19 protein-coding genes are annotated in these 23,221 nt (G+C 69.0%); 7 read left to right on the top strand and 12 right to left on the bottom strand.

Going from position 1 to position 23,221, the window contains the following annotated elements; translation table 11 throughout:
- Positions 1–21: 21 nt before the first annotated feature.
- Positions 22–867, bottom strand: coding sequence for a hypothetical protein (locus FHU13_RS01730; RefSeq protein ID WP_183434128.1), 846 nt, complete (start codon positions 865–867; stop codon positions 22–24).
- A gap of 368 nt (positions 868–1,235) precedes the next feature.
- Here FHU13_RS01730 and FHU13_RS01725 point away from each other — a divergent pair, with 368 nt between their 5' ends.
- The gene (locus tag FHU13_RS01725; protein ID WP_183434127.1) at positions 1,236–2,270 is read left to right on the top strand and encodes an aspartate-semialdehyde dehydrogenase; all 1,035 of its coding nucleotides are present in this window, start codon (positions 1,236–1,238) and stop codon (positions 2,268–2,270) included.
- Between the two features lie 125 nt (positions 2,271–2,395).
- Here FHU13_RS01725 and FHU13_RS27470 read toward each other — a convergent pair whose 3' ends face one another.
- Entirely contained in the window at positions 2,396–2,536 is a 141-nt protein-coding gene (locus FHU13_RS27470) for a hypothetical protein (protein WP_246714438.1), read from the bottom strand.
- Positions 2,537–2,912: 376 nt separating this feature from the next.
- Here FHU13_RS27470 and rimP point away from each other — a divergent pair, with 376 nt between their 5' ends.
- The 6 genes from rimP (at position 2,913) to truB (ending at position 10,875) form a co-directional block, all read left to right on the top strand.
- On the top strand, positions 2,913–3,668 hold the full coding sequence (gene rimP / locus FHU13_RS01715) for a ribosome maturation factor RimP (RefSeq protein WP_183434126.1): 756 nt from the start codon (positions 2,913–2,915) through the stop codon (positions 3,666–3,668).
- 112 nt (positions 3,669–3,780) lie between these two features.
- Positions 3,781–5,433: a transcription termination factor NusA gene (gene nusA / locus FHU13_RS01710; RefSeq protein ID WP_183434125.1), complete on the top strand. Its 1,653-nt coding sequence runs from the start codon at positions 3,781–3,783 to the stop codon at positions 5,431–5,433.
- Between the two features lie 28 nt (positions 5,434–5,461).
- The gene (locus tag FHU13_RS01705) at positions 5,462–6,193 is read left to right on the top strand and encodes an RNA-binding protein (protein ID WP_183434295.1); all 732 of its coding nucleotides are present in this window, start codon (positions 5,462–5,464) and stop codon (positions 6,191–6,193) included.
- Between the two features lie 64 nt (positions 6,194–6,257).
- The gene (gene infB, locus FHU13_RS01700; protein WP_183434124.1) at positions 6,258–9,203 is read left to right on the top strand and encodes a translation initiation factor IF-2; all 2,946 of its coding nucleotides are present in this window, start codon (positions 6,258–6,260) and stop codon (positions 9,201–9,203) included.
- 104 nt (positions 9,204–9,307) lie between these two features.
- Entirely contained in the window at positions 9,308–9,745 is a 438-nt protein-coding gene (gene rbfA, locus FHU13_RS01695) for a 30S ribosome-binding factor RbfA (protein WP_183434123.1), read from the top strand.
- 104 nt (positions 9,746–9,849) lie between these two features.
- Entirely contained in the window at positions 9,850–10,875 is a 1,026-nt protein-coding gene (truB, locus tag FHU13_RS01690; protein ID WP_183434122.1) for a tRNA pseudouridine(55) synthase TruB, read from the top strand.
- Between the two features lie 130 nt (positions 10,876–11,005).
- On the opposite strand, the gene FHU13_RS01685 is transcribed toward truB, so the two are convergent.
- The 10 genes from FHU13_RS01685 to FHU13_RS01640 all read right to left on the bottom strand — a co-directional run bounded on the left by FHU13_RS01685 (position 11,006) and on the right by FHU13_RS01640 (position 23,190).
- Positions 11,006–12,178: a M20 aminoacylase family protein gene (locus tag FHU13_RS01685; protein ID WP_183434121.1), complete on the bottom strand. Its 1,173-nt coding sequence runs from the start codon at positions 12,176–12,178 to the stop codon at positions 11,006–11,008.
- A gap of 198 nt (positions 12,179–12,376) precedes the next feature.
- Positions 12,377–12,793: a Cu(I)-responsive transcriptional regulator gene (gene cueR, locus FHU13_RS01680; RefSeq protein WP_183434120.1), complete on the bottom strand. Its 417-nt coding sequence runs from the start codon at positions 12,791–12,793 to the stop codon at positions 12,377–12,379.
- Positions 12,790–15,288, bottom strand: coding sequence for a heavy metal translocating P-type ATPase (locus FHU13_RS01675; RefSeq protein ID WP_183434119.1), 2,499 nt, complete (start codon positions 15,286–15,288; stop codon positions 12,790–12,792). Before FHU13_RS01675 ends, cueR begins: the two co-directional genes overlap by 4 nt.
- Positions 15,289–15,519: 231 nt before the next feature.
- Complete coding sequence (locus FHU13_RS01670; protein ID WP_183434118.1) at positions 15,520–16,812, bottom strand: ATP-binding protein; 1,293 nt, start codon at positions 16,810–16,812, stop codon at positions 15,520–15,522.
- Between the two features lie 23 nt (positions 16,813–16,835).
- Positions 16,836–17,891, bottom strand: a complete 1,056-nt coding sequence (locus FHU13_RS01665) for a lysylphosphatidylglycerol synthase domain-containing protein (protein WP_183434117.1) — start codon at positions 17,889–17,891, stop codon at positions 16,836–16,838.
- A 186-nt stretch (positions 17,892–18,077) separates the two neighbouring features.
- Positions 18,078–18,704 carry a uracil-DNA glycosylase gene (locus FHU13_RS01660; protein ID WP_183434116.1) on the bottom strand — a complete coding sequence of 209 codons (627 nt, stop codon included), beginning with the start codon at positions 18,702–18,704 and terminating at the stop codon, positions 18,078–18,080.
- Entirely contained in the window at positions 18,688–19,449 is a 762-nt protein-coding gene (locus FHU13_RS01655) for a PIG-L deacetylase family protein (RefSeq protein WP_183434115.1), read from the bottom strand. Before FHU13_RS01655 ends, FHU13_RS01660 begins: the two co-directional genes overlap by 17 nt.
- On the bottom strand, positions 19,446–20,684 hold the full coding sequence (locus FHU13_RS01650; RefSeq protein WP_183434114.1) for a glycosyltransferase family 4 protein: 1,239 nt from the start codon (positions 20,682–20,684) through the stop codon (positions 19,446–19,448). Before FHU13_RS01650 ends, FHU13_RS01655 begins: the two co-directional genes overlap by 4 nt.
- Positions 20,681–21,574, bottom strand: coding sequence for a sugar phosphate isomerase/epimerase (locus FHU13_RS01645; protein ID WP_183434113.1), 894 nt, complete (start codon positions 21,572–21,574; stop codon positions 20,681–20,683). Before FHU13_RS01645 ends, FHU13_RS01650 begins: the two co-directional genes overlap by 4 nt.
- A complete protein-coding gene (locus FHU13_RS01640) occupies positions 21,571–23,190 on the bottom strand; it encodes a YcaO-like family protein (RefSeq protein ID WP_183434112.1) in 1,620 nt (539 codons plus the stop codon). Before FHU13_RS01640 ends, FHU13_RS01645 begins: the two co-directional genes overlap by 4 nt.
- Positions 23,191–23,221 lie beyond the last annotated feature (31 nt).

Genomic DNA, 23,221 nt, shown 5'->3' with positions numbered 1-23,221 from the left:
CCGAAATATGGCCGCGCTTCGTTATTTTCGCCGTGATTTTGCCGCATTGTTTCTCGGCGGCTGCGTTTCCTCGGCGACTGAGATCGAACCGGTGCTGTCACTCGGTCCCGCCGCAGCGGCCTCCTCCGTCCGGCAAGCGCTCGCTCCGTCCGGAAGGTCGGTTCCGAGCGTCGCCGTCACGCGTCCCGCCAACGTGATCCGGTCGATGGCGCAGGCCACGGCCCGCGGCTCAGGCGTCTGCCCAAGGATGCCGCACAGCCATCCATCGATGGCCACGGCCTTGAGGTCGAGGCTGCGGAAGCCAAGGCAGCTCCGCTTTCCCATGGCCGAGAGTGTCGTCTCGACGGTCTCGAAGCCGCCGAGACGGGTCGCCACGACGCCGCGCTCACCGGTTCGGAGGACCGCCAGGCCGCGCCCATCCGCTGCCCGCCGCACTAGGGTGACGAAGAGGCTGGAGCCGGGCTCGATCCGGCCGCCCGCATCGGTGGCGGTCACAAGGAAATAGGGTGCCTCAATGAGGTCGAATGCGCCTCGGCTCACACTGTCCTCGCGCTGTCCGTTGCCGGAATTCCAGCGGGTCGGCTCGATCTGCGGCGCGAGCTCGGCCGCGTCCTCGCGCAGGGTCAGAAGTGGCTCCGTCGCGGCGACGGCCCGCCGCGCGCTCTCGGCAGGCCGCGGCGGCTCGCTCCAGGCACGCTGCGGCTCGGGAGCGGCGGCCCGATCGCGGGCGGCGAGGGAAAGGCCGGCGATCAGGGCAGCACTCAGTGCGAGCTTGGCCGCCAGCCCGGTGCGGCGGTGAGGCCGGTGGGACGGCAGAGTGTGAAGATCGTCGAGTTTGTCGAGGGCGTCGTCCGGTTGGGGGAGCATGCGCAGGCCTTCGTCGGGTCCGCGGGGCTTCAAAAGCCCTCGCCGTTCGTCGACCTCTGCCCTGCCGCCCGCCACCAGCCGGTTGCGCGGACGCTGCCCATCCTCGGAATTCTCACCCTATGGTGAATCGGCCGTCGATGGCCTCACGCCGTCCCACCGGCGGCCTCCCGGCCTGCAAGCACCTCTTGACAGGTGGGCGCGGCGGGCATCTTGCTCCCGGCGCCTGACGAGCCCACCTCGAGACCGAATCGGGGCGGGTTCTTCAGCCTATGGGATCTTCCCGAACGAAGGGCTCGCGCGGTGCGTCCGCCGGCCACGGGAAGAGGCGGGCCGGCTTGCATCCCGCCCGCACAGCGGAGTTTGGTGAGATGGGTTATAAGGTCGCCGTCGTCGGAGCCACGGGCAATGTGGGCCGCGAGATGCTCGACATTCTGGCCGAGCGCGCCTTTCCGGCCGACGAGGTCGTGGCTCTGGCCTCCAGCCGTAGCCTGGGCCAGGAAGTCTCCTTCGGCGACAAGATTCTGAAGGTCAAAACGCTCGACACCTACGATTTCTCCGACACCGACATCTGCCTGATGTCGGCGGGCGGCGAGGCATCCAAGGAGTGGAGCCCGCGCATCGGCCAGCAGGGCTGCGTGGTGATCGATAACTCGTCCGCATTCCGCTACGACGCCGACGTGCCGCTGATCGTGCCGGAGGTGAATGCCGACGCGGTGGTGGGCTTCACCAAGCGCAACATCATCGCCAACCCGAACTGCTCGACCGCGCAGCTCGTCGTCGCGCTCAAACCGCTTCACGAGGCGGCCACCATCAAGCGCGTCGTTGTCTCGACCTATCAGTCCGTGTCCGGCGCCGGTAAGGACGCCATGGACGAGCTGTTCAGCCAGACCCGCGCCGTCTTCACCGCCGGCGAGGTGGTCACGAAGAAGTTCACCAAGCGCATCGCCTTCAACGTCATCCCGCACATCGATGTGTTCATGGAGGACGGCTACACGAAGGAAGAGTGGAAGATGGTCGCCGAGACCAAGAAGATGCTCGATCCCAAGATCAAGCTCACGGCGACCGCGGTGCGCGTGCCGGTCTTCATCGGCCATGCCGAGGCGGTCAATGTTGAGTTCGAGCGCCCGCTCTCGCCGGAGCAGGCAACCGAGATCCTTCGCTCGGCGCCGGGCGTTCTGGTGATCGATAAGCGCGAGAACGGCGGCTACATGACCCCGCACGAGGCGGCGGGCGAGGATGCCACCTACATCTCCCGCATCCGCGAGGACGCGACTGTCGAGAACGGCCTGAATTTCTGGTGCGTCTCGGACAACCTGCGCAAGGGCGCGGCGCTCAACGCGGTGCAGATCGCCGAGGTGCTGGTGAACCGCAAGCTCTTGAGCAAGGCCAAGAAGGCGGCCTAACGCCCGCCACCGCCAAACTCTCTAAGGCGCCGCCCCACTCCGGGGCGGCGTTTCTATTTGAACGGAAGGCTGTCGCCGCCACCGATCAGCGGCAGGTGAGCAGTGATGCGCTCCACCGGCCAGTCTCACCAGGCGATCCGCTGAAGGCGGGCCGCATTGTTCTCCGAGAATCGGCGGCGCACCACCCGGGCCGGATTGCCGGCCACGATCGCGTAGGGTGGGACATCGGCCGCGACGGCCCCGTCGCCGACGGTGACGCCCGGCATGATGGTGCTGCGGAACCCGAGCCGGACGTCGTTGCAGATCGTGGTATCGCCCTGGTACGGAAAACTCAGTTCATCCGCGAAGCGGCCGATCCAATCACCACCGAAGATCGAGAACGGATAGGTCGAGAGGCCGTCGAGCCGGTGGTTGCACCCCGAGATGGCCGGATCGCGTCGCCGGCGGCCGGGGACGGCGCGTCGAGGCGCTTGAATTCGCCGCGCGCCGGGGTTAAGTCACGGCTCAACATTTCTGGTGCAGTCGATAGGCTGCTTGCGGGAGTGGGCCCCCCGGGGTCCGCTCTTTTTTATTTCCGCAAGCGCCTCCTGAACCGGATTTGCCAAGCTTAACCCCCGATCGAGACTTTCGGAAAACGACAGCATGGCGGAGCCCACCGAGAAGCGTCTTGTCAGCGAGACCGGCGTCGCCGCGCGCGTCGCCCAGATCGTCGAGGGACCGATCGAGGGCCTCGGCTTCCGCCTGGTTCGGGTGAAGATCTCGAACACCAACGGCTGCACCGTGCAGATCATGGCCGAGCGGCCCGACGGCACGATGGGCGTCGACGAGTGCGAGACGGTGAGTCGTGCGATCTCGCCGATCCTCGACCTGGAGGATCCGGTCGGCGGCGCCTACTACCTCGAAGTCTCTTCGCCCGGCATCGACCGTCCGCTGGTGCGCGTCTCCGACTTCGAGCGCTGGGTCGGCTATGAGGCGAAGGTGGAACTCGCCGTGCCGCTCGACGGGCGCAAGCGCTTCCGCGGCATCCTCGGCGTACCGAGCGCGGACGGCGCCACGGTGCCGATCGACTTGCCCGACGTGAAGCCGGAACTACCGAGCCGCATCGACCTGCCTCTGCGCGATCTCGGGGAGGCGCATCTGGTTCTCACCGACGACCTGATTCGCGAGTCGCTGCGCCGCGGCGGCGCCCCGCCGCAGGACGGCGACGGGGTCGAGGAGGAAGAGAGCGAGGATGCCGAGGACGAGGTTCCGCAGGTTCGCTTCATCCCGCAGCCGAAACGGCCCAAGCCCAAGGCGGACAAGAAGACCGACAAGCCGGTGAAGGCGAAGAAGCCCAAGCCCGGCGGCGGCATCGTCACCAAGGCCGCCCGCCTCAAGAATCGCGACACACTTCACTGATCCCGCAGCATCGCGTCAGACGACCGCTTCCGGCCCCGTCGCGATGCAGACGCCCCTGAGAGAAAGCCCGCTCCCGCAGCGGAAGACACGACCGAAGGAAGGACCAGACCCCATGGCCGTCGTCAGCGCCAACCGGCTCGAACTCCTGCAGATCGCCGACGCGGTGGCCCGCGAGAAGGTGATCGACCGCCAGATCGTCATCGAGGCGATGGAAGAGGCGATCGCAAAGGCCGCCCGCTCCCGCTACGGCGCCGAGACCGACGTTCACGCCGAGATCGACCCGAAGAGCGGAGCGCTGCGCCTGTCGCGCCACCTGCTCGTGGTCGATCAGGTCGAGAACGATGCCCGCGAGATCACCCTCGATCAGGCCCGCCGCTACAACCCGGGCGCGCTGGTCGGCGACGTGATCTCCGACACCTTGCCGCCCTTCGATTTCGGCCGCGTCGCCGCGCAGTCGGCCAAGCAGGTCATCGTGCAGAAGGTGCGCGACGCCGAGCGCGCCCGCCAATACGACGAGTACAAGGACCGCATCGGCGAGATCCTCAACGGCGTGGTCAAGCGCGTCGAGTACGGCAACGTCATCGTCGATCTCGGCCGCGGCGAGGGCATCGTCCGCCGCGACGAGATGATCCCGCGCGAGACCTTCCGCCCCGGCGACCGCATTCGCGCCTACCTGTTCGACGTGCGCTCCGAGGTGCGCGGCCCGCAGATCTTCCTGTCGCGTTCGCACCCGCAGTTCATGGCGAAGCTGTTCGGTCAGGAAGTGCCGGAGATCTACGACGGCATCGTCGAGGTGAAGGCGGTCGCCCGCGATCCGGGCTCGCGCGCCAAGATCGCCGTGATCTCGCGCGATTCCTCGATCGACCCGGTCGGTGCCTGCGTCGGTATGCGCGGTTCCCGCGTCCAGGCGGTGGTCGGCGAGCTTCAGGGCGAGAAGATCGACATCATTCCGTGGTCGGAAGATCAGGCGACCTTCATCGTCAACGCGCTGCAGCCGGCCGAAGTGGTGAAGGTGGTGCTCGACGAGGAGGCCGACCGCATCGAGGTGGTCGTGCCCGACGACCAGCTCTCTCTAGCGATCGGCCGCCGCGGCCAGAACGTGCGGCTGGCCTCTCAGCTCACCGGTTGGGACATCGACATCCTGACCGAGGCCGAGGAATCGGAGCGGCGCCAGAAGGAGTTCGCCGAGCGTACCCAGGTCTTCATGGAAGCCCTCGACGTGGACGAGACCGTCGGCCAGTTGCTGGCCGCCGAAGGCTTCCGCAACGTCGAGGAGATCGCCTTCGTCGATGTGACCGAACTCTCCAACATCCAGGGCCTCGACGAGGAGACCGGCGCCGAGATCCAGGCCCGCGCTCAGGATTATCTCGCCCGCATCGAGCAGGAGCAGGACGACCGCCGCCGCGAACTCGGTGTCGAGGACGAACTGCGCGAGATCGACGGCATCACCACCGCGATCATGGTGGCGCTCGGCGAGAACGAGGTGAAGACGGTCGAAGACCTCGCCGGCTGCGCGACCGACGATCTCGTCGGCTACACCGAAGGCCGCGGCCCGGAGGCCGTGCGCCACGCCGGCTATCTCGACGGCTTCGAGCTGTCGCGGGCCGAGGCCGAGGCCCTGATCATGGCGGCCCGCCTGAAGGCCGGCTGGATCGACTCGCTGCCAGAGCCCGAGGGTGAGGCAGCCGAGGATGAGACGGCTGACGGCGAAGCGGCTGAAGACGAGCCGACTGAGAGCGTCGCGGCCGAGCCGCAGCAGGCCTGAGCCAGGAGCGTACGGGACGGTGCAGGATATGATTGCGCAGGGTGAGGCAGCCGGGACAGACCCGGAGCTCGACCGCGGCCCCGGCCGTGGCCGGGAGCCCGTGCGCACCTGCATCGTCACCCGGACCGCGCAATCGCCCGCGGCGATGATCCGCTTCGTGCTGGGACCGGATGGCGCGGTGGTACCGGACCTGCGCGCCCGTCTACCGGGCCGCGGCGCCTGGGTCACGGCTACGCGCGCCACGGTCGAGGCGGCCGTGAAGCGCCGTGCCTTCCACCGTGCCTTCAAGACCGGTGAGGTGAAAGCCGCACCCGACCTCGCCGATCAAGTGGCGGAGGGTCTGCGCACGGATCTGCGCCAGGCACTGGCGCTGGCCAAAAAGGCGGGTTGCGTCGTTACCGGCTTCGGCAAAGTCGAGTCGGCGATCCTCGGCGCCGAGGGGGTCGCGGCGCTGATTCACGCCAGCGATGCCGCCCCGGACGGCCGGCGCAAGCTCGCCGCTGCCTTGCGGCGCCGCTATGGCGATGCCATATCGGCTATTCCCGTTGTCGATGACCTATCCAACATCGAATTGGACATGGCATTGGGCCGGGATCATGTGATACACGCTGCCCTCATCGCGGGAGCCGGCACAACCGGCTATCTCGCGCGTTGGCGTCGGTTCCGCACCTTCGAGGGTATGGCGTCGGCGTCCGAGGAGGACGCCCCGCTCTCAGCTGGCGCGACCACCGTCGATTCGCACGACGACGACATGAAATGACGATCGGCCGGGCATGCCCGCCGCCGGCCGATGGGACGATGGAAGCCCTCAGGGTTCAGACTGAATGAGCGATACGAATAATCCGGGTGACAAGACGCAGACCAGAGCCCCCTCGAAGCCGTTGACGCTGAAGCGTCCGGTCGAGCAGGGGACGGTCCGTCAGAGCTTCTCCCACGGGCGGTCGAAGTCCGTCGTGGTCGAGACGGTGAAGCGGCGCACGATCGGCGCCGCCCCCGGAACGGTCGCGCCCCGTGAGCCTGCTGCCGCGCCTCCACCGCGCCCTGCATCCGTAGCACCTGCACCGGCTGCGCCAGCCCGCCCGGCCGGCCGCAGTGCATCCGGCGTCGTGCTGCGGACTCTGAGCGAGCAGGAGCGCGATGCCCGCGCTGCCGCCCTGGCCGATGCCCAGCGCCGCGAAGCCGAGGCTCGCGCCCGTGCCGAGGCTGAGGTGAAGGCCCGCCGCGACCGCGAAGAAGCCGAACGCCGCGAGCGCGAGGCCGCCGAGGCGCGCCGCCGCGAGGAAGAGGAGCGTCGCCGTCAGGAGGACGAACTCCGCCGCAAGGCTGCCGAGGACTCGCGTCGTCGCGCCGCCGAGGAGGAAGCTGCTCGCGCCGCGACCGCACCGGCACCCGAAGCACCGGCGGAAGTGTCCGCTGCGCCGGCTCAGGCTTCGGACGCTGCACCGACCGCCGCGCCGGCGCCTGCCCCGGTTGCCCGTCCGACGCCGGCTGCGGCTCGCCCGAGCGCCGCGCCGCAGCGTCCGGCCGCATCCGGTGCGCGTCCGGGAGTGACCGGAGCGCGCCCCGCGTCGACGGCCGCCCGCCCGCCGGCTCCTCAACCGCTCGCCGAACCGCGCCGCACCATCACCGCGGACGTGAAGAAGCCACGCGACCTCAACTTCATGGCCCGTCCGGCGCCCGCTCCGGAACCGGAGAAGGCACCGAGCCCGACGACCGCGGCCCGCCCTGCGGGCGCCGCGGCCCGTCCCGCCGCTCGACCAGGCGCTGCTGCGGCCGAGGAGGAGTCGGACACCAAGCGGGTGATCCGCCGTCCCGGCATGCCGCTGAAGATCATCACGCCGCCCAAGACGCCGAAGTCGCCGGGCGGCGACCGTAACCGTGGCCGTCTCACCATCGCCAACGCGACGTCCGGTGAAGACGAGCGCACGCGCTCCGTTGCCTCCTTCCGCCGCCGCCAGCAGCGGATGAGCGGCCACCGGCACGAGGAAGCCAAGGAGAAGATCGCCCGCGACGTGATTATTCCAGAGACCATCACGATCCAGGAACTCGCCAACCGCATGTCGGAGCGAGCGGTGGACGTCATCCGCTTGCTGATGAAGCAGGGCCAGATCCACAAGATCACCGATGTGATCGACTCGGATACGGCGCAGCTGATCGCAGAGGAACTCGGCCATACGGTCCGCCGCGTCGCCGAGTCGGACGTCGAAGAGGGCCTGACCTCCGACGAGCCGGATCTGGAGGAGGATCTGGAGCCGCGTCCCCCGGTCGTGACGATCATGGGTCACGTCGACCACGGCAAGACCTCGCTGCTCGACGCGATCCGCGCGGCCAACGTGGTCGAAGGCGAGGCGGGTGGCATCACTCAGCACATCGGCGCCTACCAGGTGGCATCGCCGTCGGGCGACCTCATCACCTTCATCGACACCCCCGGCCACGCGGCCTTCACCTCCATGCGCGCCCGCGGCGCCAAGGTGACGGACATCGTCGTGATCGTGGTGGCGGCCGATGACGGCGTGATGCCCCAGACCGTCGAGGCGATTCAGCACGCCAAGGCGGCGGGCGTCCCGATGATCATTGCCATCAACAAGATCGACAAGCCGGATGCGAATCCGCAGCGGGTGCGCACAGAGCTGCTCCAACACGACATCCAGGTCGAATCGATGGGCGGCGAAACCCTCGAATTCGAGGTGTCGGCGAAGACCGGCGACGGTCTGCCGGAGCTTCTCGAGGGCCTGCAGCTCCAGGCCGAGATCATGAACCTGCGCGCCAACGAGAAGCGCGACGGCGAGGGCACAGTCATCGAGGCCCAGCTCGACCGCGGCCGCGGCCCGGTTGCGACGGTGCTCGTTCAGCGCGGCACGCTGTTCACCGGCGACATCATCGTCGCCGGCGCCGAGTGGGGCCGCATTCGCGCCCTCATCGACGACACCGGCAAGCACATTCCCTATGCCGGCCCGTCGGTGCCGGTGGAGGTGCTCGGCTTCAACGGCACGCCGGACGCTGGCGACCGCGTGATCGTGGTACCGAACGAGGCCCGTGCCCGCGAGGTCACCGAGTATCGTGCCCGCATCAAGCGCGAGCGTCTGAATGCCCGCACCGGCGGTGCCAACCGCTCGCTCGTCGACATGATGCGCGAGGCCAAGGAAGGCGCCGGCCGCAAGGAGCTGCCGGTCGTCATCAAGGGCGACGTGCAGGGTTCGGTCGAGGCCATCGTCGGCGCACTCACCGCGCTCGGCAACGACGAGGTGGGCGTCCGCATCCTGCTCTCGGGCGTTGGCGGCATCACCGAGTCGGACATCACCCTCGCCAACGCCTCGAAGGCGGTGGTGATCGGCTTCAACGTGCGCGCCCACAAGGAAGCCCGCAACGCGGCCGAGCGGGACGGTACCGAGATCCGCTACTACAGCATCATCTACGACCTCGTGGACGACATCAAAGCCACGCTGTCGGGCATGCTGCCGCCGACGCTGCGCGAGGAGCGTCTCGGCGAGGCACAGATCCTGCAGATCTTCGACGTGTCGAAGGTCGGCAAGATCGCCGGTTGCCGCGTCATGGAGGGCGTGGTCCAGCGCGGCGCCCATGTCCGCCTGCTGCGCAACGATGTGGTGATCCACGAGGGCAAGCTGTCCCAGCTCAAGCGCCTCAAGGACGACGCCAAGGAAGTGACTGCCGGCTACGAGTGCGGCATGTCCTTCCAGAACTACCAAGACATGCGAGTGGGCGATTTCATCGAGTGCTTCAACGTCGAGGAAATCAAGCGCACGCTCTGAGCGGCCCTCCCCCTACCGCTCTTCCTAAGCGGGGCCGCGGCGAAAGCTGCGGCCCCCTTTGTTTCCAGGCACCAGCCTGACGGTTCAGCGACGTCGATCAGCCGATGGCCCAAAAGCAGACTCCCTCCGGTCCCTCGCAGCGCCAGCAGCGCGTGGCCGAACTCATTCGCCACGCTCTGGCCGAAGTGCTGCAGCGTGGTGACATTCAGGATCCGGTGCTCGGCTCGCACGTCATCACCGTGCCCGAGGTACGCATGTCGCCGGACCTCAAGCTCGCCACCGCTTACGTCATGCCGCTCGGTGGCCAGGACGAGGCGCCGGTGATCGCCGCGCTTGACCGGCACAAGAAGGTCCTCCGCCAGGAAGTGGCCCGGCGGGTGAACCTGAAATACGCGCCCGAACTGCGCTTCCGCCGCGACGAGACCTTCGACGAGGCGGCCCGCATCGACCAGCTCCTGAGGAGCGAGAAGGTCCAGCGGGATCTGGAAAGTGCCCCTGGCGAGGACGGCGAGGCCGAACCGGATTCGCCCTCGCGCGATTGATGTTCATCCGGGCGGCCACAATGGTGTCGCCCTTAGCCCATCGGGCCGCTTGGTGGCCCCATGACGGGACAAGTCCCTCAAAAAACCCGTCGATTGAGGACAGGATGCAGGACGAGATTTCTTCCGAACGCGCGAGCGATGCGCCGCAGGGACCGCGCGGCGACATGCGCCGGGACGGGCCGCCGCGGGGCGGGCGCCGTCCCCAGCGTGGCCGGCCGCGGCATGACCGCCCGAAGAAGAACGACGTGAGCGGCTGGGTGGTGCTCGACAAGGGCGTCGGCATCACCTCGACCCAGGCTGTGGCGGTGGTGAAGCGCCTGTTCAATGCCAAGAAGGCGGGCCATGCCGGCACGCTCGATCCGCTGGCCTCGGGCATCCTGCCGATCGCGTTGGGCGAAGCGACGAAGACGGTCCCGTTCGTGATGGACGGCCGCAAGGCCTACCGCTTCGAGGTAACCTGGGGCGTCGAGACCGACACCGACGACGCCGAGGGACGCCCGGTCGAGACGTCCGAGAATCGGCCGACCCGTGAGGCGATCGAGGCCGCACTTCCGTCGTTCGTCGGCGAGATCGAGCAGGTACCGCCGCGCTTCTCCGCCATCAAGATCCAGGGCGAGCGCGCCTACGACCTCGCCCGCGACGGTGAGGTGGTCGAATTGGTGGCCCGCGCGGTGCGCATCGACCACCTTTCCGTCATTGAGCATCACGGGGATCGCACCGTCATCGCCGCCGAGTGCGGCAAGGGTACCTACGTTCGCGCGCTCGCCCGCGATCTCGGGCGGATGCTCGGCTGCTTCGGCCACGTCTCGGCCTTGCGCCGCACGCGCGTCGGCCCGTTCGAGGAGGCGGCCGCCTGCAGCGTTGCTGCCCTGGAAGAGAGCACGGAGATGCACCTCCACCCGGTCGAGACGGCTCTGGAAGAAATCCCCTCGGTTGCGGTCAGCCGCGACATGGGGCTTCGGCTCATGCGGGGTCAGCCGGTGATCCTGCGCGGGCACGACGCACCGGTGGGTGGCAAGGCCTACGCGACCTGCGGCGGCGTGCTCGTGGCCGTCGGCGACGTGGAGCGCGGCGAACTGGTGCCGCACCGCGTGTTCCATCTCGGTGGGACGGCGCCGCAGAGAAACTGAACGAAGGCTCGGCCGGAGGCGCTGATGGTCTTCGGAAAGGCAGAGCCGACGTGACTGAAGCTTGATCGAAGCCCGTCGCCCGAAAGGAGCGGCGGGCCTTTTTCTATGCGCGTCTGCTTGCAGCGTTGGATCACTCCCGCGCCGGCAACGCCGTCTCGATGATCCGTGCCCAGAGGGAGGCGCCGTACGGAATGGCGGCGTCGTTGAAGTCGTATTCCGGGTGGTGGAGGCCGGCGGTGGGACCGTTGCCCATGAAGATGTAGGCGCCCGGCCGGTGGGCGAGCATGTAGGAAAAGTCCTCGGCCGCCATCATTGGTGCCACGTCCCGCTCCACATGTTCCTCACCGACGACCTGCGCGGCGATGCCAGCCATGAAATCAGTCTCGGCCGGGTGGTTCTCGGTCGCCGGGTAGCCGCTCGCGAAATCGACGCTCGCCCGCGCGCCGAAGGCCGCGGCGACGTTCTCTGCGATCGCGGCGAGACGCGTGCGCATCAGGTCGCGGACGGCGGGAGTGAGCGCCCGCATGGTGCCGCGCAACTCCGCCGTCTGTGGCAGCACGTTGAACGCCTCGCCTGCCTCGACCGCGCAGACGGAAACGACCGCGGGATCGAGCGGATCGATGTTGCGGGCGACGATGGATTGCAGGGCGACGACGATATGGCTCGCGACCAGCACCGTATCGACCGCCGCCTGCGGCAGGGCCGCGTGCCCGCCCCTCCCCTCGATCAGGATCGTGAAGCGGTCGGTGCAGGCCATGATCGGGCCGGGACGGATCGCGAAGGTGCCGAGTGGTTGACCCGGAATGTTGTGCAGGCCGTAGACAGCCTCGACGCCGAATCGCTCCATCATCCCGTCCTGAACCATCGCCTCGCCGCCGCCGCCGCCCTCTTCCGCCGGCTGGAAGATCAGCACGGCGCGCCCGTCGAAGTCACGGGTCTCGGCGAGGTACTTGGCGGCGCCGAGCAGCATGGCGGTATGCCCGTCATGGCCGCAGGCGTGCATCTTGCCCGGCACGGTCGAGCGGTAGGGAAGGTCGCGGATCTCCTGAATCGGCAGGGCGTCCATGTCCGCGCGCAGTCCGATCGCCCGGTTCGAGCCATGCGCCCGCCCGCGGATCACCCCGACGACTCCGGTGCGGCCGATGCCGGTGACGACCTCGTCGCAGCCGAAGGCGCGCAGCTTGTCCGCCACGAAACCGGCGGTGCGATGGACGTCGTACTGAAGCTCGGGATGGGCATGAAGATCGTGCCGCCAAGCGGTGATCTCCTCCGAGAGATCGGCGATGCGGTCGATGACAGGCATGGATCCAACCTTTCCGGAGGGCTCCAGCAAGCAGAAGGCCAACCGTGGGTCAACGGCCAAGCCTCAGGGCGATCGCTCGAAAGCGACCGCCCTTGCATTCTTCCTCGCCCCAGTCGCCGGCGCCCATCTCCGCGGGCTCAGGCTTTCGCTCCGCGAAGCTGCTCTCGCCGCTTCGAGCGGCCGCTCTCGGGCCAAGCCTCACCGGATTTCCGCTCCTCCCGCCAGATCGTCGAGGATCGGACAGTCCGGACGGTCGTCACCGCAGCAGCGCTCGGCCAGATGTTCGAGGCTGCGGGCCATCGCCTCCAACTCGCCGATGCGGCGGCGCAGATCGGCCACATGGTCGAGCGCCACCGCCTTGACTGCCGCGCTGGCGCGGGATCGATCATGCCAGAGAGCCAGCAGATCGGCGATCTCCCGCATCGAGAAGCCCAGATCGCGGGCGCGGCGCACGAAGCGCAGGGCGTGCAGGTCGCCCTCGCTGTAGACGCGGTAGCCGGAAGCGGTCCGTTCCGCTGGGCCGAGCAGACCCGTCTCCTCGTAATAACGGATCATCTTGGCCGAGACGCCGGTGGCTCGGGATGCCTCGCCGATGGTGACGGACGGTGCGCTCACGTGACGGCTCCTGCCCACCTGAGGCGCAACGCGTTGCCGACGACGAAGACACTGGAAAGCGCCATCGCCCCGGCTGCGAGCACCGGCGAGAGTTGCGGCCCACCGAAGGCCGCGAGCACACCGGCCGCGACCGGAATCAGCGCCGCATTGTAGGCAAACGCCCAGAACAGGTTCTGGCGGATGTTCGCGAGCGTCGCCCGCGACAGGACCACAGCCTCGACCAACCCACCGAGCGCACCGGACATCAGCACCACGTCGGCACTTTCCACGGCGATGTCGGTGCCCGTGCCGATGGCGATGCCGATATCGGCCTCGGCCAGAGCGGGCGCGTCGTTGATCCCGTCGCCGACGAAGGCGACCGGTCCGTGAGCCTCGCGCAGGCGGCGCAGCGCGGCCACCTTGCCCTCGGGCAGAACCTCGGCCTCGACCTCGGTGATGCCGAGCGTGCGGGCGACGGCCTCGGCCGTGGCGCGGGCGTCGCCCGTCAGCATCGCCACGGTAAGACCGCGGGCACGCAGGGCTTCCAGCGACGTCCGAGCCTCCGGCTTGATCGGATCGGCCACCGCGACGAGGGCCGCCAAACGGCCGTCGATGGCAGCGAAGATCGGGCTCTTCCCCTCTTGAGCCAGCCGAGCCGCCTCGCTCTCGAGTGCACCGGTGGTGATCCCGAGCCGTTCCATGTACCGCCGGTTGCCGAGCGCCACCGCCCGCCCCTCAATTCGGGCCGAGGCGCCGTGGCCTGGCACCGCCTCGAAGGCTTCGGCCTCGGGCAGCGCTCCGGCTTCCCGCGCCGCCGCGGCAATGGCGCGAGCCACCGGATGCTCCGAGCGCGCCTCGACAGCGCCCGCCAGGGCCAGCACACTCTCCTCGGCGAAGCCGGGCGCGGTGACGAGATCGGTCAGGCGGGGGTGGCCCTCCGTGAGGGTGCCGGTCTTGTCGAGGGCGATGACACGGGCATCCCGCAGGGATTGGAGCGCGCCACCCTGGCGGAACAGAACGCCCCGCTCCGCCGCCCGGCCGGTGCCGACCATGATCGAGACCGGCGTCGCCAGCCCCATGGCGCAGGGGCAGGCGATGATGAGCACCGAGATCGCCGCGACCAGGGCGTGGCCGAGGGCCGGCGCGGGCCCGAGGACGAGCCATGCGAGGAAGGTCAGCACGGCGATGGCGATCACGGCGGGCACGAACCGCAGCGTCACCCGATCCACCAGCGCCTGGATCGGCAGCTTGCCCCCCTGCGCCTCCTCGACCATCCGCACGATCCGCGCCAGCGCGGTGTCGGCGCCGGTACGGTCCACGGTGAGGTCGAAGCTACCGGTGGTGTTGAGGGTACCGCCGACGACGCGGCTGCCCCTCCCCTTCTCCACCGGCACCGGCTCGCCGGTGATCATGCTCTCGTCGATGAAGGAGGCACCGGATGCGACCGTGCCATCCGCCGGCACGCGCTCGCCGGGGCGCACCCGCACCCGGTCTCCGATCCGGAGGTCCGAGGCCGGCACCTCGCGCTCGTTCGAGCCCTCGACCAGCCGTGCCGTCTTGGGCGAGAGGTCGATCAGCCGGGCGATCGCCGCTCCGGCCCGTCCCCTGGCGCGGGCCTCCAGGGTGCGCCCGAGCAGGATCAGCGTTACGATGAGAACGCTCGCCTCGAAGTAGAGATGCGCGGACCCGTCCGGCAGCCACCACGGGACGGCGGTCGAGACGAGCGAGAAGAGGTAGGCCGCACCGGCGCCGAGGGCGACGAGCGCGTTCATGTCGGGATGACCGCGCAGCAGGTTCGGCACACCGATCCGGAAGAAGCGGCGGCCGGGCCCGGCCAGCACCAATGTCGCGAGCACCGCCTGCAGCCAGGCATAACCGGCGCCGCCGAGCACGCCCGTCACGGCATGGTGGAAGCGCGGCAGCAAGTGGCCACCCATATCGAGCACGACGACAGGGCTCGACAGCACGGCCGCGAGAATCAGGTCGCGGCGGAGACCGCCCGCCTCCCGCTCCTGCCTGTCGTCGGGAGAGGCAACTTGGGCCGCGTCGAGCCGATGCGGCTCGTAGCCGGCCCGGCGCACAGCCGCCTCGACATCGCTCACCGAGACGGCACCGGCGGCGTGGCGCAGCTCGGCCCGGCCGGTGGCGAGATTGACGCTCGCCGACGTCGCACCGGGCAGCGCCAGAAGGGCGCGCTCGACGCGCCCGACGCATGACGCACAGGTCATTCCCTCGACGGTGACGGCGGTGACGGATTCCGGAACGTCGTAGCCCGCATCACGGATCGCCTCGACCGCCCGCGATGGCGGAATGTCCTCAGGCAATTCGAAGCTGGCGCGGCCGGTGACGAGGTTGACGGAGACATCGGTCACACCGGGCAAAGCGGCGAGCGCCCGCTCGACACGACCGACGCAGGAGGCACAGCTCATGCCCTCCACGGGTAGGGTTAGACGGATCCGCGCCGCGGAATCAGCGGAGGCGAGCGGCATGGTCGGGCGTTTGAGCAGAGGTTCCATGCCGCCTCAGATGGGCCTTCCCATCGTGGGAAGGTCAAGAGCTTGGCCTCATTACAGCGCTCTTTTGCAGCACTCCTCCTCGCAGGAGCTGGTAAAGTTCGCGCAGATCGCGGGCGAAGCGCCGTTCATGAGCGATGCTGTCGACGACCGGGACGACGGGTCCGCAGGGTGGGCCTTCATGCAACCGGTCCGGGAAGGTGCCGTTCCCTGGTCCACCTAGAGCGGGCAGCCTTATTCCCCTGCCGGAGGCTCCAGCGACGCCTGGTCGGCCGCGTCCGGCCGATGCTCCGGCAGGCTGACCCGCACCAGGGTTCCACGTCCCGGCTCGCTTTCGATCACGAGCTTGCCGCGGTGGCGGTTAAGAGTGTGCTTGACGATGGCGAGCCCGAGGCCCGTCCCGCCTTGCTGGCGGCTCGACGCCGTATCGACCCGGTAGAAGCGCTCGGTGAGCCGCGGGATATGCTCGGCGGCAATCCCCGGCCCCTCGTCGCGCACCCGAAGCTCGATCCGCGCCCCGCGCCCGTTGGCCACCTCGACGCGATGGAGCGAGACGACCACCACGCCGCCGCTGCCGCCATACTTCACCGCGTTCTCGACGAGATTCTCGACAACTCGCAGCAGTTCGTCCCGGTCACCGAGCACGGGAAGCGGCCCTTCGGGTCGCTCGACGCTCAACGTGACGCCGCGCTCCTGGGCGAGCGGCGCCTGCATATCGACCATCTGCCGGGCGATGCGGCCGAGATCGACGATGCGGGTCGGCACGACGTGCTCGTGCAGTTCGATGCGCGAAAGCGAGAGCAGGTCGTCGATGAGGCCGGTCATGCGCTGGGCCTGGGTGCGCATGATGCCGAGGAACTGTTCGCGCGCGCGGAGATCGTCCCTGGCCGGCCCCTGAAGGGTCTCGATGAAGCCAAGGAGGGCCGCGAGCGGCGTGCGCAGTTCGTGGCTCGCATTGGCGACGAAATCGACCCGCATCGCCTCCAGCCGACGCGCCTCGGTGAGGTCGCGCAGGAACAGCACGACGTTGGCCTCGCCGCCGCTGGGCATGTCGGGAAGCGGAAGCGCGCCGATCTGCACCTCGAAGGCGCGTTCGGTCGGCACACGGGTGGCGTACTCGGTCCTTACGGGTGCGCCCGTGCGCAGGACCTCCTCGATGCCGTCGAGGACGTCGGGCGCGCGCAGCGAAAAGGAAAGCGGGTGGCGCAGCTTCAGACCCGGCAGGAGCCGCCGTGCGGCCGGATTGGCCTCAATCACCACCACGCGGCGATCGACCAGGATGACGGGGTCGGGGATGTTGGCGAGCAACGCCTCGGCAATGGCGTGGCGCCGAGGCACATCGATTTGGGAAGGTGGGACGATCGCAACCTGCCCACCGCGCCCGAGCAATCCGCCGATGAGGAGCGCGAGGCTGGCCGATATCATCAAGGCGGCATCGACGGTGCCGCCGACTGCCTCCGCGAAAACGATCACGGCCACGGCGATGGTCACGCCGAGCCACATCGGGCGGGCCGGATTCGTGGACATGCCGCTCTAGGAGACTGGCCGGGTCACGGATCGTTCGCCGCCCGGCGCCGGCGCAGCCGCTGAGCCCCCTCGTAGACGCCGAGCATCAGCAGGGCGAGGACGAAGGGAACGAGATAGTAGCAGACCCGGAACAGCAGCAGCGATCCCAATACCGCTTCGCGGGGCAGGTAGGACAGGGCGAGCAGGATGGTGGCCTCGAACACGCCGATGCCGCCCGGCGCGTTGGAGGCGATGCCGAGCATGGCGGCGAGCACGTAGATCGCCAGGAACGTCGTGAAGGCGAGGTTCATCCCCTCCGGCATCAGCATGTAGAGCACGGCCGCCGCCGCGCAGACATCGCCGATGCCGACCACCATCTGGCTGAACGAGACCGTGGCCCCCGGCAGTTCAAGCTGCCAGTGGCGGACCTTGATGTAGCGACGCTTCACCGAGACCCAGGCGAAGTAGCCGAGCACGAGGCCGAGCGTGCCGAAACCGAGAACCTGGTTGAGCCGCGCGGTCGTGTTGACGCCAATGCTCTGGAAGGTGAGGCTCGCGAGTTGGCCCGCCTCGATGATGAGGCTGAAGCCCAGCACCACCCCCATTCCGAGCCAGAAGGTGAAGCCGGCGATCACCGTCAGCGCGGCGATCTTGGCCGCGGACAGCCCGCGCTTCGAGTAGATCCAGTATCGGATCGTCGCCGCGGTGATGAGCGGGAAGCCGAGGGTGAAGCTCACGGCGTAGCTCGTGAACGAGGCGAGCGCCGTGATGCGGTAGGGCATCTTGAGCCGGAGCTGGCGCAGGGCAAGCGCGTCGTAACAGGTTAGGAACAGATAGCTGACCGCCACGAACAGGAAGGCTTCTCCGAGCCGACCCGCGGCAACGGCGGTGAAGGCCGTTCGCAGCTCGGCCCAGCTGATCTCGCTCGAGAGCTTCCAAAGGACGCCGAGCGAGGCGAGGATGAGCACGAGGCTCGCCGCCGTGCCGATCCAGGCATAACGCCCGCGCTTCGAAGTCGGCTTCGATCCGGCCTCAGCCTCGCGGCTCGCATCGGCCGGCTCGGCCTCCGCGACCGTTCTGTGCTTCCCGGCAGGTTTCATATGAGAACGGCGTCCGCCTCCGCTGGTCGACCGCAGGATGCACTTGGCGCGGGTCGTCCCGGGCGGCGTCGGTCCCGAACCGCCCACGGGCATTTAGGTGCTTCGATCGCCAAAGGCCAGCGAAGGACGACGGCTACCGACCTACCCTGCACCGGGAATGCGGCTGAAATCACGGTAGCCTGGCCGTTAAGGCGCCGCCGCGAGATAAGCGGCCGCCTGCGCCAGTCCCACCCGGATGCGCTCTCGCACGCTGGGCGACGTGCAGACATAGGTCGGGCTCGGATGCGGGATCGGCACCACCGGCAGATCCGGCCGCCGGGCGGAGAGCGGCGCGACCGCCTCCCGCGCGAAGCGTCCTGCCGGAACGACCACGGCGAGCCGCGGCAGGAGTGCGAGCAGCGGCGCGAAGTAGGGCACGGCAGCTGCCGCCTCCGTGCGGCGTGGGGCGCGGTTGAGGGCGCCGGGCGCGTGGATCACCCAAGGCAGGGCATTCCAGATCAGCGTGTCCCGCCGCGCGATGCCGGCCTCGTTGAGGAAGCGGAACAGGTTGGCGGCGGTGCCGGTCGCGTTATCGCGGGAGACAAAGCCGGTGCGGCCGATCGAAGGACCTGGGGTTTCCAGAAGAAGGAGCAGGCGCGCCTCCACGCCGCCGTCGAGAGGATCGGGATCGGGCACTTCGGCGCCGCGCTCGGCGGCGATCGATCGCGCGAAGGCGCGCAGGGGCCGGACGTGCGGCGCATCGGCCATCGCCCGGCGCGCATCGAGGACAGCGGGGTCGCGCAGGCTCTTCGGCGCGTCAGAGGAATCCGGCATCGCGGAGATTAGGGGGGAGGCGCCCCTGGAGGCGGAAGCGTTCGACACCGTCCTCTGCCGCCAGACGGGCCTGCAGCTCGTCCGGGCCGCCGAACTGGAAGCCGATCTGGGAGGCGTAAGCCGCGCAGGCCTCCGCCTTGCACCGCTCGGCCTCCGCATCGAGCCGCACGACCTGTACGGGAAGATGCGCGAAGATCGCCCGCAGTGGCTCCTTCGGCTCGGTGGTGCGGACAGTGTAGGGAAAATCGCGCCACCACAGCACCGGCAGTGGCGGCTGCGCGCCGCGAAAGGCGCGCACCACCTGCACGTGGTCTACATGCCCCCCCACCGCCTGCGGCGCCAGGATCAGGTCGGGCCCGGTATCGGCCACCAGCCGCTCGAAAGCGTCCGCGAGATTCGCTCCGATCCGGTCGTCAGGGCGGAGCTCGGCGAAGAGTTCCGGCGCCGAAGCGTAGCCGCGATGCGGCGCCTCCCGGAACGGCAAGTGGACCGGCGCGTCGATGCCGAGCGCACGGGCTGCGTCACGATCCTCGTCACGGCGCAGGGCCATGTAATCGACCTCCGGCGCCAGACCCTTGTCGAGTTGGCAGGCAAGGGCGAAGCCGCGCGGGTTGGCGACCGAGGCGGTGAAGACCGTCGCCATCACGACCTGCCAGCCCTGCGCCGCGAGCCGCGCCAGGGTGCCGCCGGCCGAGAAGACCGCGTCGTCGAGGTGCGGCGAGATGGCGAGTGCGGTGCGCGTCACAGCAGGTGCGGCTCCTTGCGGAAGCGGCAGTCCGGATCGATGGGCAGTGTATCGGGGAAATCGGTCTGCGGCCGCTCGCGGGCGACCCGCTCATAGACCCCCACGATCTGCCGGCCGACGGCTTTCCATGAATAGACCCGGCGGCATTCCTCGAGCCCGCTCTCGGCGAGGCTCCGGCGCAGATCCTCGTCCTCGATCACCCGCCGCAGCGCCTGGGTGAGACCGCGCACGTCGCCGGGAGTGACCAGGAGGCCGTTCTCGCCGTCGCGCAGGCAGTCCGAGACGCCGACCGAGTGGGTCGAGACCACGGCGAGCCCGGCGGCCATCGCCTCCAGGATCGTGTTCGAGAAACCCTCCGCATAGGTCGGTGAGACGAACACGTCCGCATCGCGGTAGAGGTCGGGCACCGTGTCGTAATCGGCGTAGCCGGTAAAGCGGACCTGGGCCGAGGTGAAGCCGATGGCGTCGGCCTTCGCGCGGGCAGCCTCGACATCCGGCCCGATCCCGGAGATCGCCGCATCGAACGGCACGCCGGCCTCCCACAGCCGCTCCAGGGCATCGAGGAAATCGAGCACGCCTTTTCGGCGATCGACCCGGCCGTGATAGAGCAGCCGCACCGGCTCCTCGTCCTCAAGCTCGGCCTGGAAGCGCTCACCGGGGGTGAAGCGGGCGGTATCGACGGCGCCCGGGACGATGGTGAAGCGGGCGGGGTCGGAGCCGAGCCGGTCGCAGACTTCCTTGACGAAGGACTGGCCGCCGATCAGCAGGGCGTTGGCATGGGCCAGCACCTCGACCATCGCGCGGCGATGGGTCTCGCAGCAGGAGCCGACCCAGTGGCCGTCACCGCCCTGGATCGAGACGACGGTCGGCACGCCGAGGCGCTTGCCCGCAAGAAGGACCGCCCAGCCGGTCGGGTAGCCGTACTGCGCGTGCAGCAGATCGAACGGTTGTCTGGCGTGCTCTGCGAGAATCGTCTCGACGATCTCGTCGATATCGCGCTCGAAGTCGCCGTTCTCCTGTTCGCCCTTCTGTTCCAGGCCGATGACGTGCACGCCCGGCACCGCCGGCGGCGGGCCGCCGCCATAGACCCGCGTGCCGAATTCGTCGCCGCGATACTGCGAGATCATCGTCACGTCGTGGCCGGCCCCCGCCACCTCGCGCAGGAGGTTCTGGGCGTAGACGCTCATGCCGGAGATCGCCGGGAAGTAGCGGCGGCTGACGAAGCAGAGTCTCATGGATGGGGTAGCCCCGGGATCGCGGTTTCGCGCGCCGGGGTTTCCGGCGGCGGCAGGCCGGCACCGGGACGGCGGCAGGTGCGCAGGTATTCGAGGGCTTGGCCTACCATCACGTCAGCCCGGTGCGAATCGCGCGACAGCTCGACGCAGACGAGTTTTGGGAAGGCGACCGCGTCGAGTGCATCAAGCACGGCGGGCACATCCATGTCGCCCTCGCCGAAGGGCAGGTGGATGTGCTCGCCCCGCTTCATGTCCTCGATTGCCACCGTGCCGAGGCGGGGCGCGAATTCGCGCACGGCCGCGGCCGGGTCGCGCTCCTGCGTGACGAGGCAGTGGCCGGTATCGAGGGCGAGCGAAAGGCCCGGCACGTCGAGGCCGGCGAAATCGTCGAGCGTCTCGATCAGCATGCCGGGTTCGGGTTCGAGTGCCGCGACAATGCCCTTCTCGGCGGCGAAGTCGGCGACCTCGCGCAGACCCTCGGCGAGCCAGCCGCGTGCCTCGTCACGGTGAACGCCGGACTTTGGCACGCCGGCCCAGAACGAGACGGCCTCGGAGTTCAGGATCCTACCGATCTCGATGGACCGCTTGAGGAAATCGACCCGCCGGGCACGTCCGGCCGCGTCGGCGGTCACGAGCGTCGGCTCGTGCTTGGCGGTTGGGTCGAGCAGGAAGCGCGCGCCGGTCTCGATCACCGAGCCGAGTCCGAGCCGGTTGAGGATACTGGCGATGCAGTCGGCCTCGATCACCCAGTTGTCGGCAAAGGGATCGAGGTGGTGGATGTCGAGGGTCAGCGCCACGCCGTCATAGCCCGCATCCTTGATGAGACGGATCGCGTCTTCGATGCGGTGATGGGCGGTGCCGTTGGTGTTGTAGGCGAAGCGCAGGCTCATACCGACCTCCGCTCGGCCCGGCGGCCCTGGCGCTCGTAGCGGAACGGCGCGTGGTGCGATTCCGGCTCGCGGTACAGCGGGTAGTGCGATCCGACGATCTGTTCCGCCAGCGCCGTATCGAAGAGCGGCTGGCCGCCGAAGCGCTCGATCGCCTCGGGCGTCAGGCGAACGGGCAGGAGCGTGTCGGTCGGTGTGCCGAAGCGGATCAGCGGATGGTCGCGCTCGATGAGCTTCTGCGTGTTGCGCTCGCCGATGCGGTAGTAGCTCATGGTCTCGACTTCGAGCCCCGGCACGATCGCCTTGACCACGCCGATCTCGCCGCCGGGCGGCGCGCAATCGACGTAGAGCACGTCGAATCCCGCCTCCTCCAACCGCTCGCGGGCGATTTTTCCGCGCGCGTGACCGTCCGGTGCCGGCGTCGTCGGCAGTTCCGAAAAAGCCTTGGTGCTCTTCTCGGAATAGACCGTCCGACTCAGGACGTCGCGCAGTTCGGCAGCCGGCATGTCGATCCAGGCGAGCATGGCCTGGAGGGCGCGGCTCTCCTCGAGGTCGAGGCTCGGCAGCGCCTTCTGGATGAAGGCCTCGACATAGCCGGGCGGGGCCACCGTATCGGCCAGGGCTAGGGGACCGTGCCCGAAGGTTTTCCGGACTCGGGCCGCCTGGAACTCGAGGAGCGCCTTGCGCAGGGCCCGCTCCCGATCCGGGTCGCAGGCCTCGCCGCAGGCCGAGAGCGCGATCGGCGCGGGGGTGCGGGCCGGATCGACATCGTAGCCGACGACGTAGAGATTGGTGAGGCCGAACTGGTCGGTGGCGAATTTCGGCAGGGCACGGATGCCGAGGCTCTCCAGCCGGTCGAGCATCCCGCGTGTCTCGGGGCCGATCCCGCCGAGATCGAGCATCACGCCCTGGTCCAGGGCCCGGAACAGCAATCCGTTGCCGTCGCGCTGGAGCAGCTCGAGCAGGCCGTGGCCGAGGGCGAACTCCACGTCCGGCCCGGCGCCGAGACCGTTGGTGATGAGGTTGGTGAAGGGCTGATAGCCCCGGCGCAACTCGAAATAGTCGGTTGCGGCGATGTCGAGCGGCATCCAGACGGGTTCACCGGTCCGCACCCGGACCGCCTTGGTCCAATCGAGCGGCGTGTCGCGGCCGACGGGGGAGCCTGCCGGCAGGCACAGCGTCAGCGGGTCGGCGACGGAGGACGCGCCGTAGACGCGCACGAGGTCGTTGTAGGAGATGGCCGCCTGATTGTCGCCTTTCCGCGGCAGCAAGGCGACCGAGGGCATCAGGTTCTCGGCGATCTCGGCCACTGCGCCGATCAGCGCCTCGTCGTCGGTGGCGCCGTAGCCGATCCCCGAGGGCATGGCGCCGACATAGAACGGGTCATCGAGGAAGAGCGCCACGAACCAGACCGGAATGCCGGTGCGGTCGAGGCCCGCGAGGTTGAAGCCGACGACGCGACCCTCCGGCAGGACGTCGAGATAGGCGCGCACCGCCTCGGGCAGCCGCTCTGGCAGCCCCTCGATCCGGCGCGCCGCGCCGCGGCGATAGGGGCGTGGCGCCGCGAGGCTCGGGTGGTGGGCGCGGTCGTCCCGGTCGAGGGCGTCGGTCGCTGTCATTTCCGTCCCATCAGCAGCGGCGGACCGAACT

This window comes from Methylobacterium sp. R2-1, assembly GCF_014191355.1.
Lineage (GTDB): Bacteria > Pseudomonadota > Alphaproteobacteria > Rhizobiales > Beijerinckiaceae > Methylobacterium.
The sequence above is the reverse complement of the archived record's forward strand: the minus strand, read 5'-3'. Positions and strand labels throughout refer to the sequence as shown.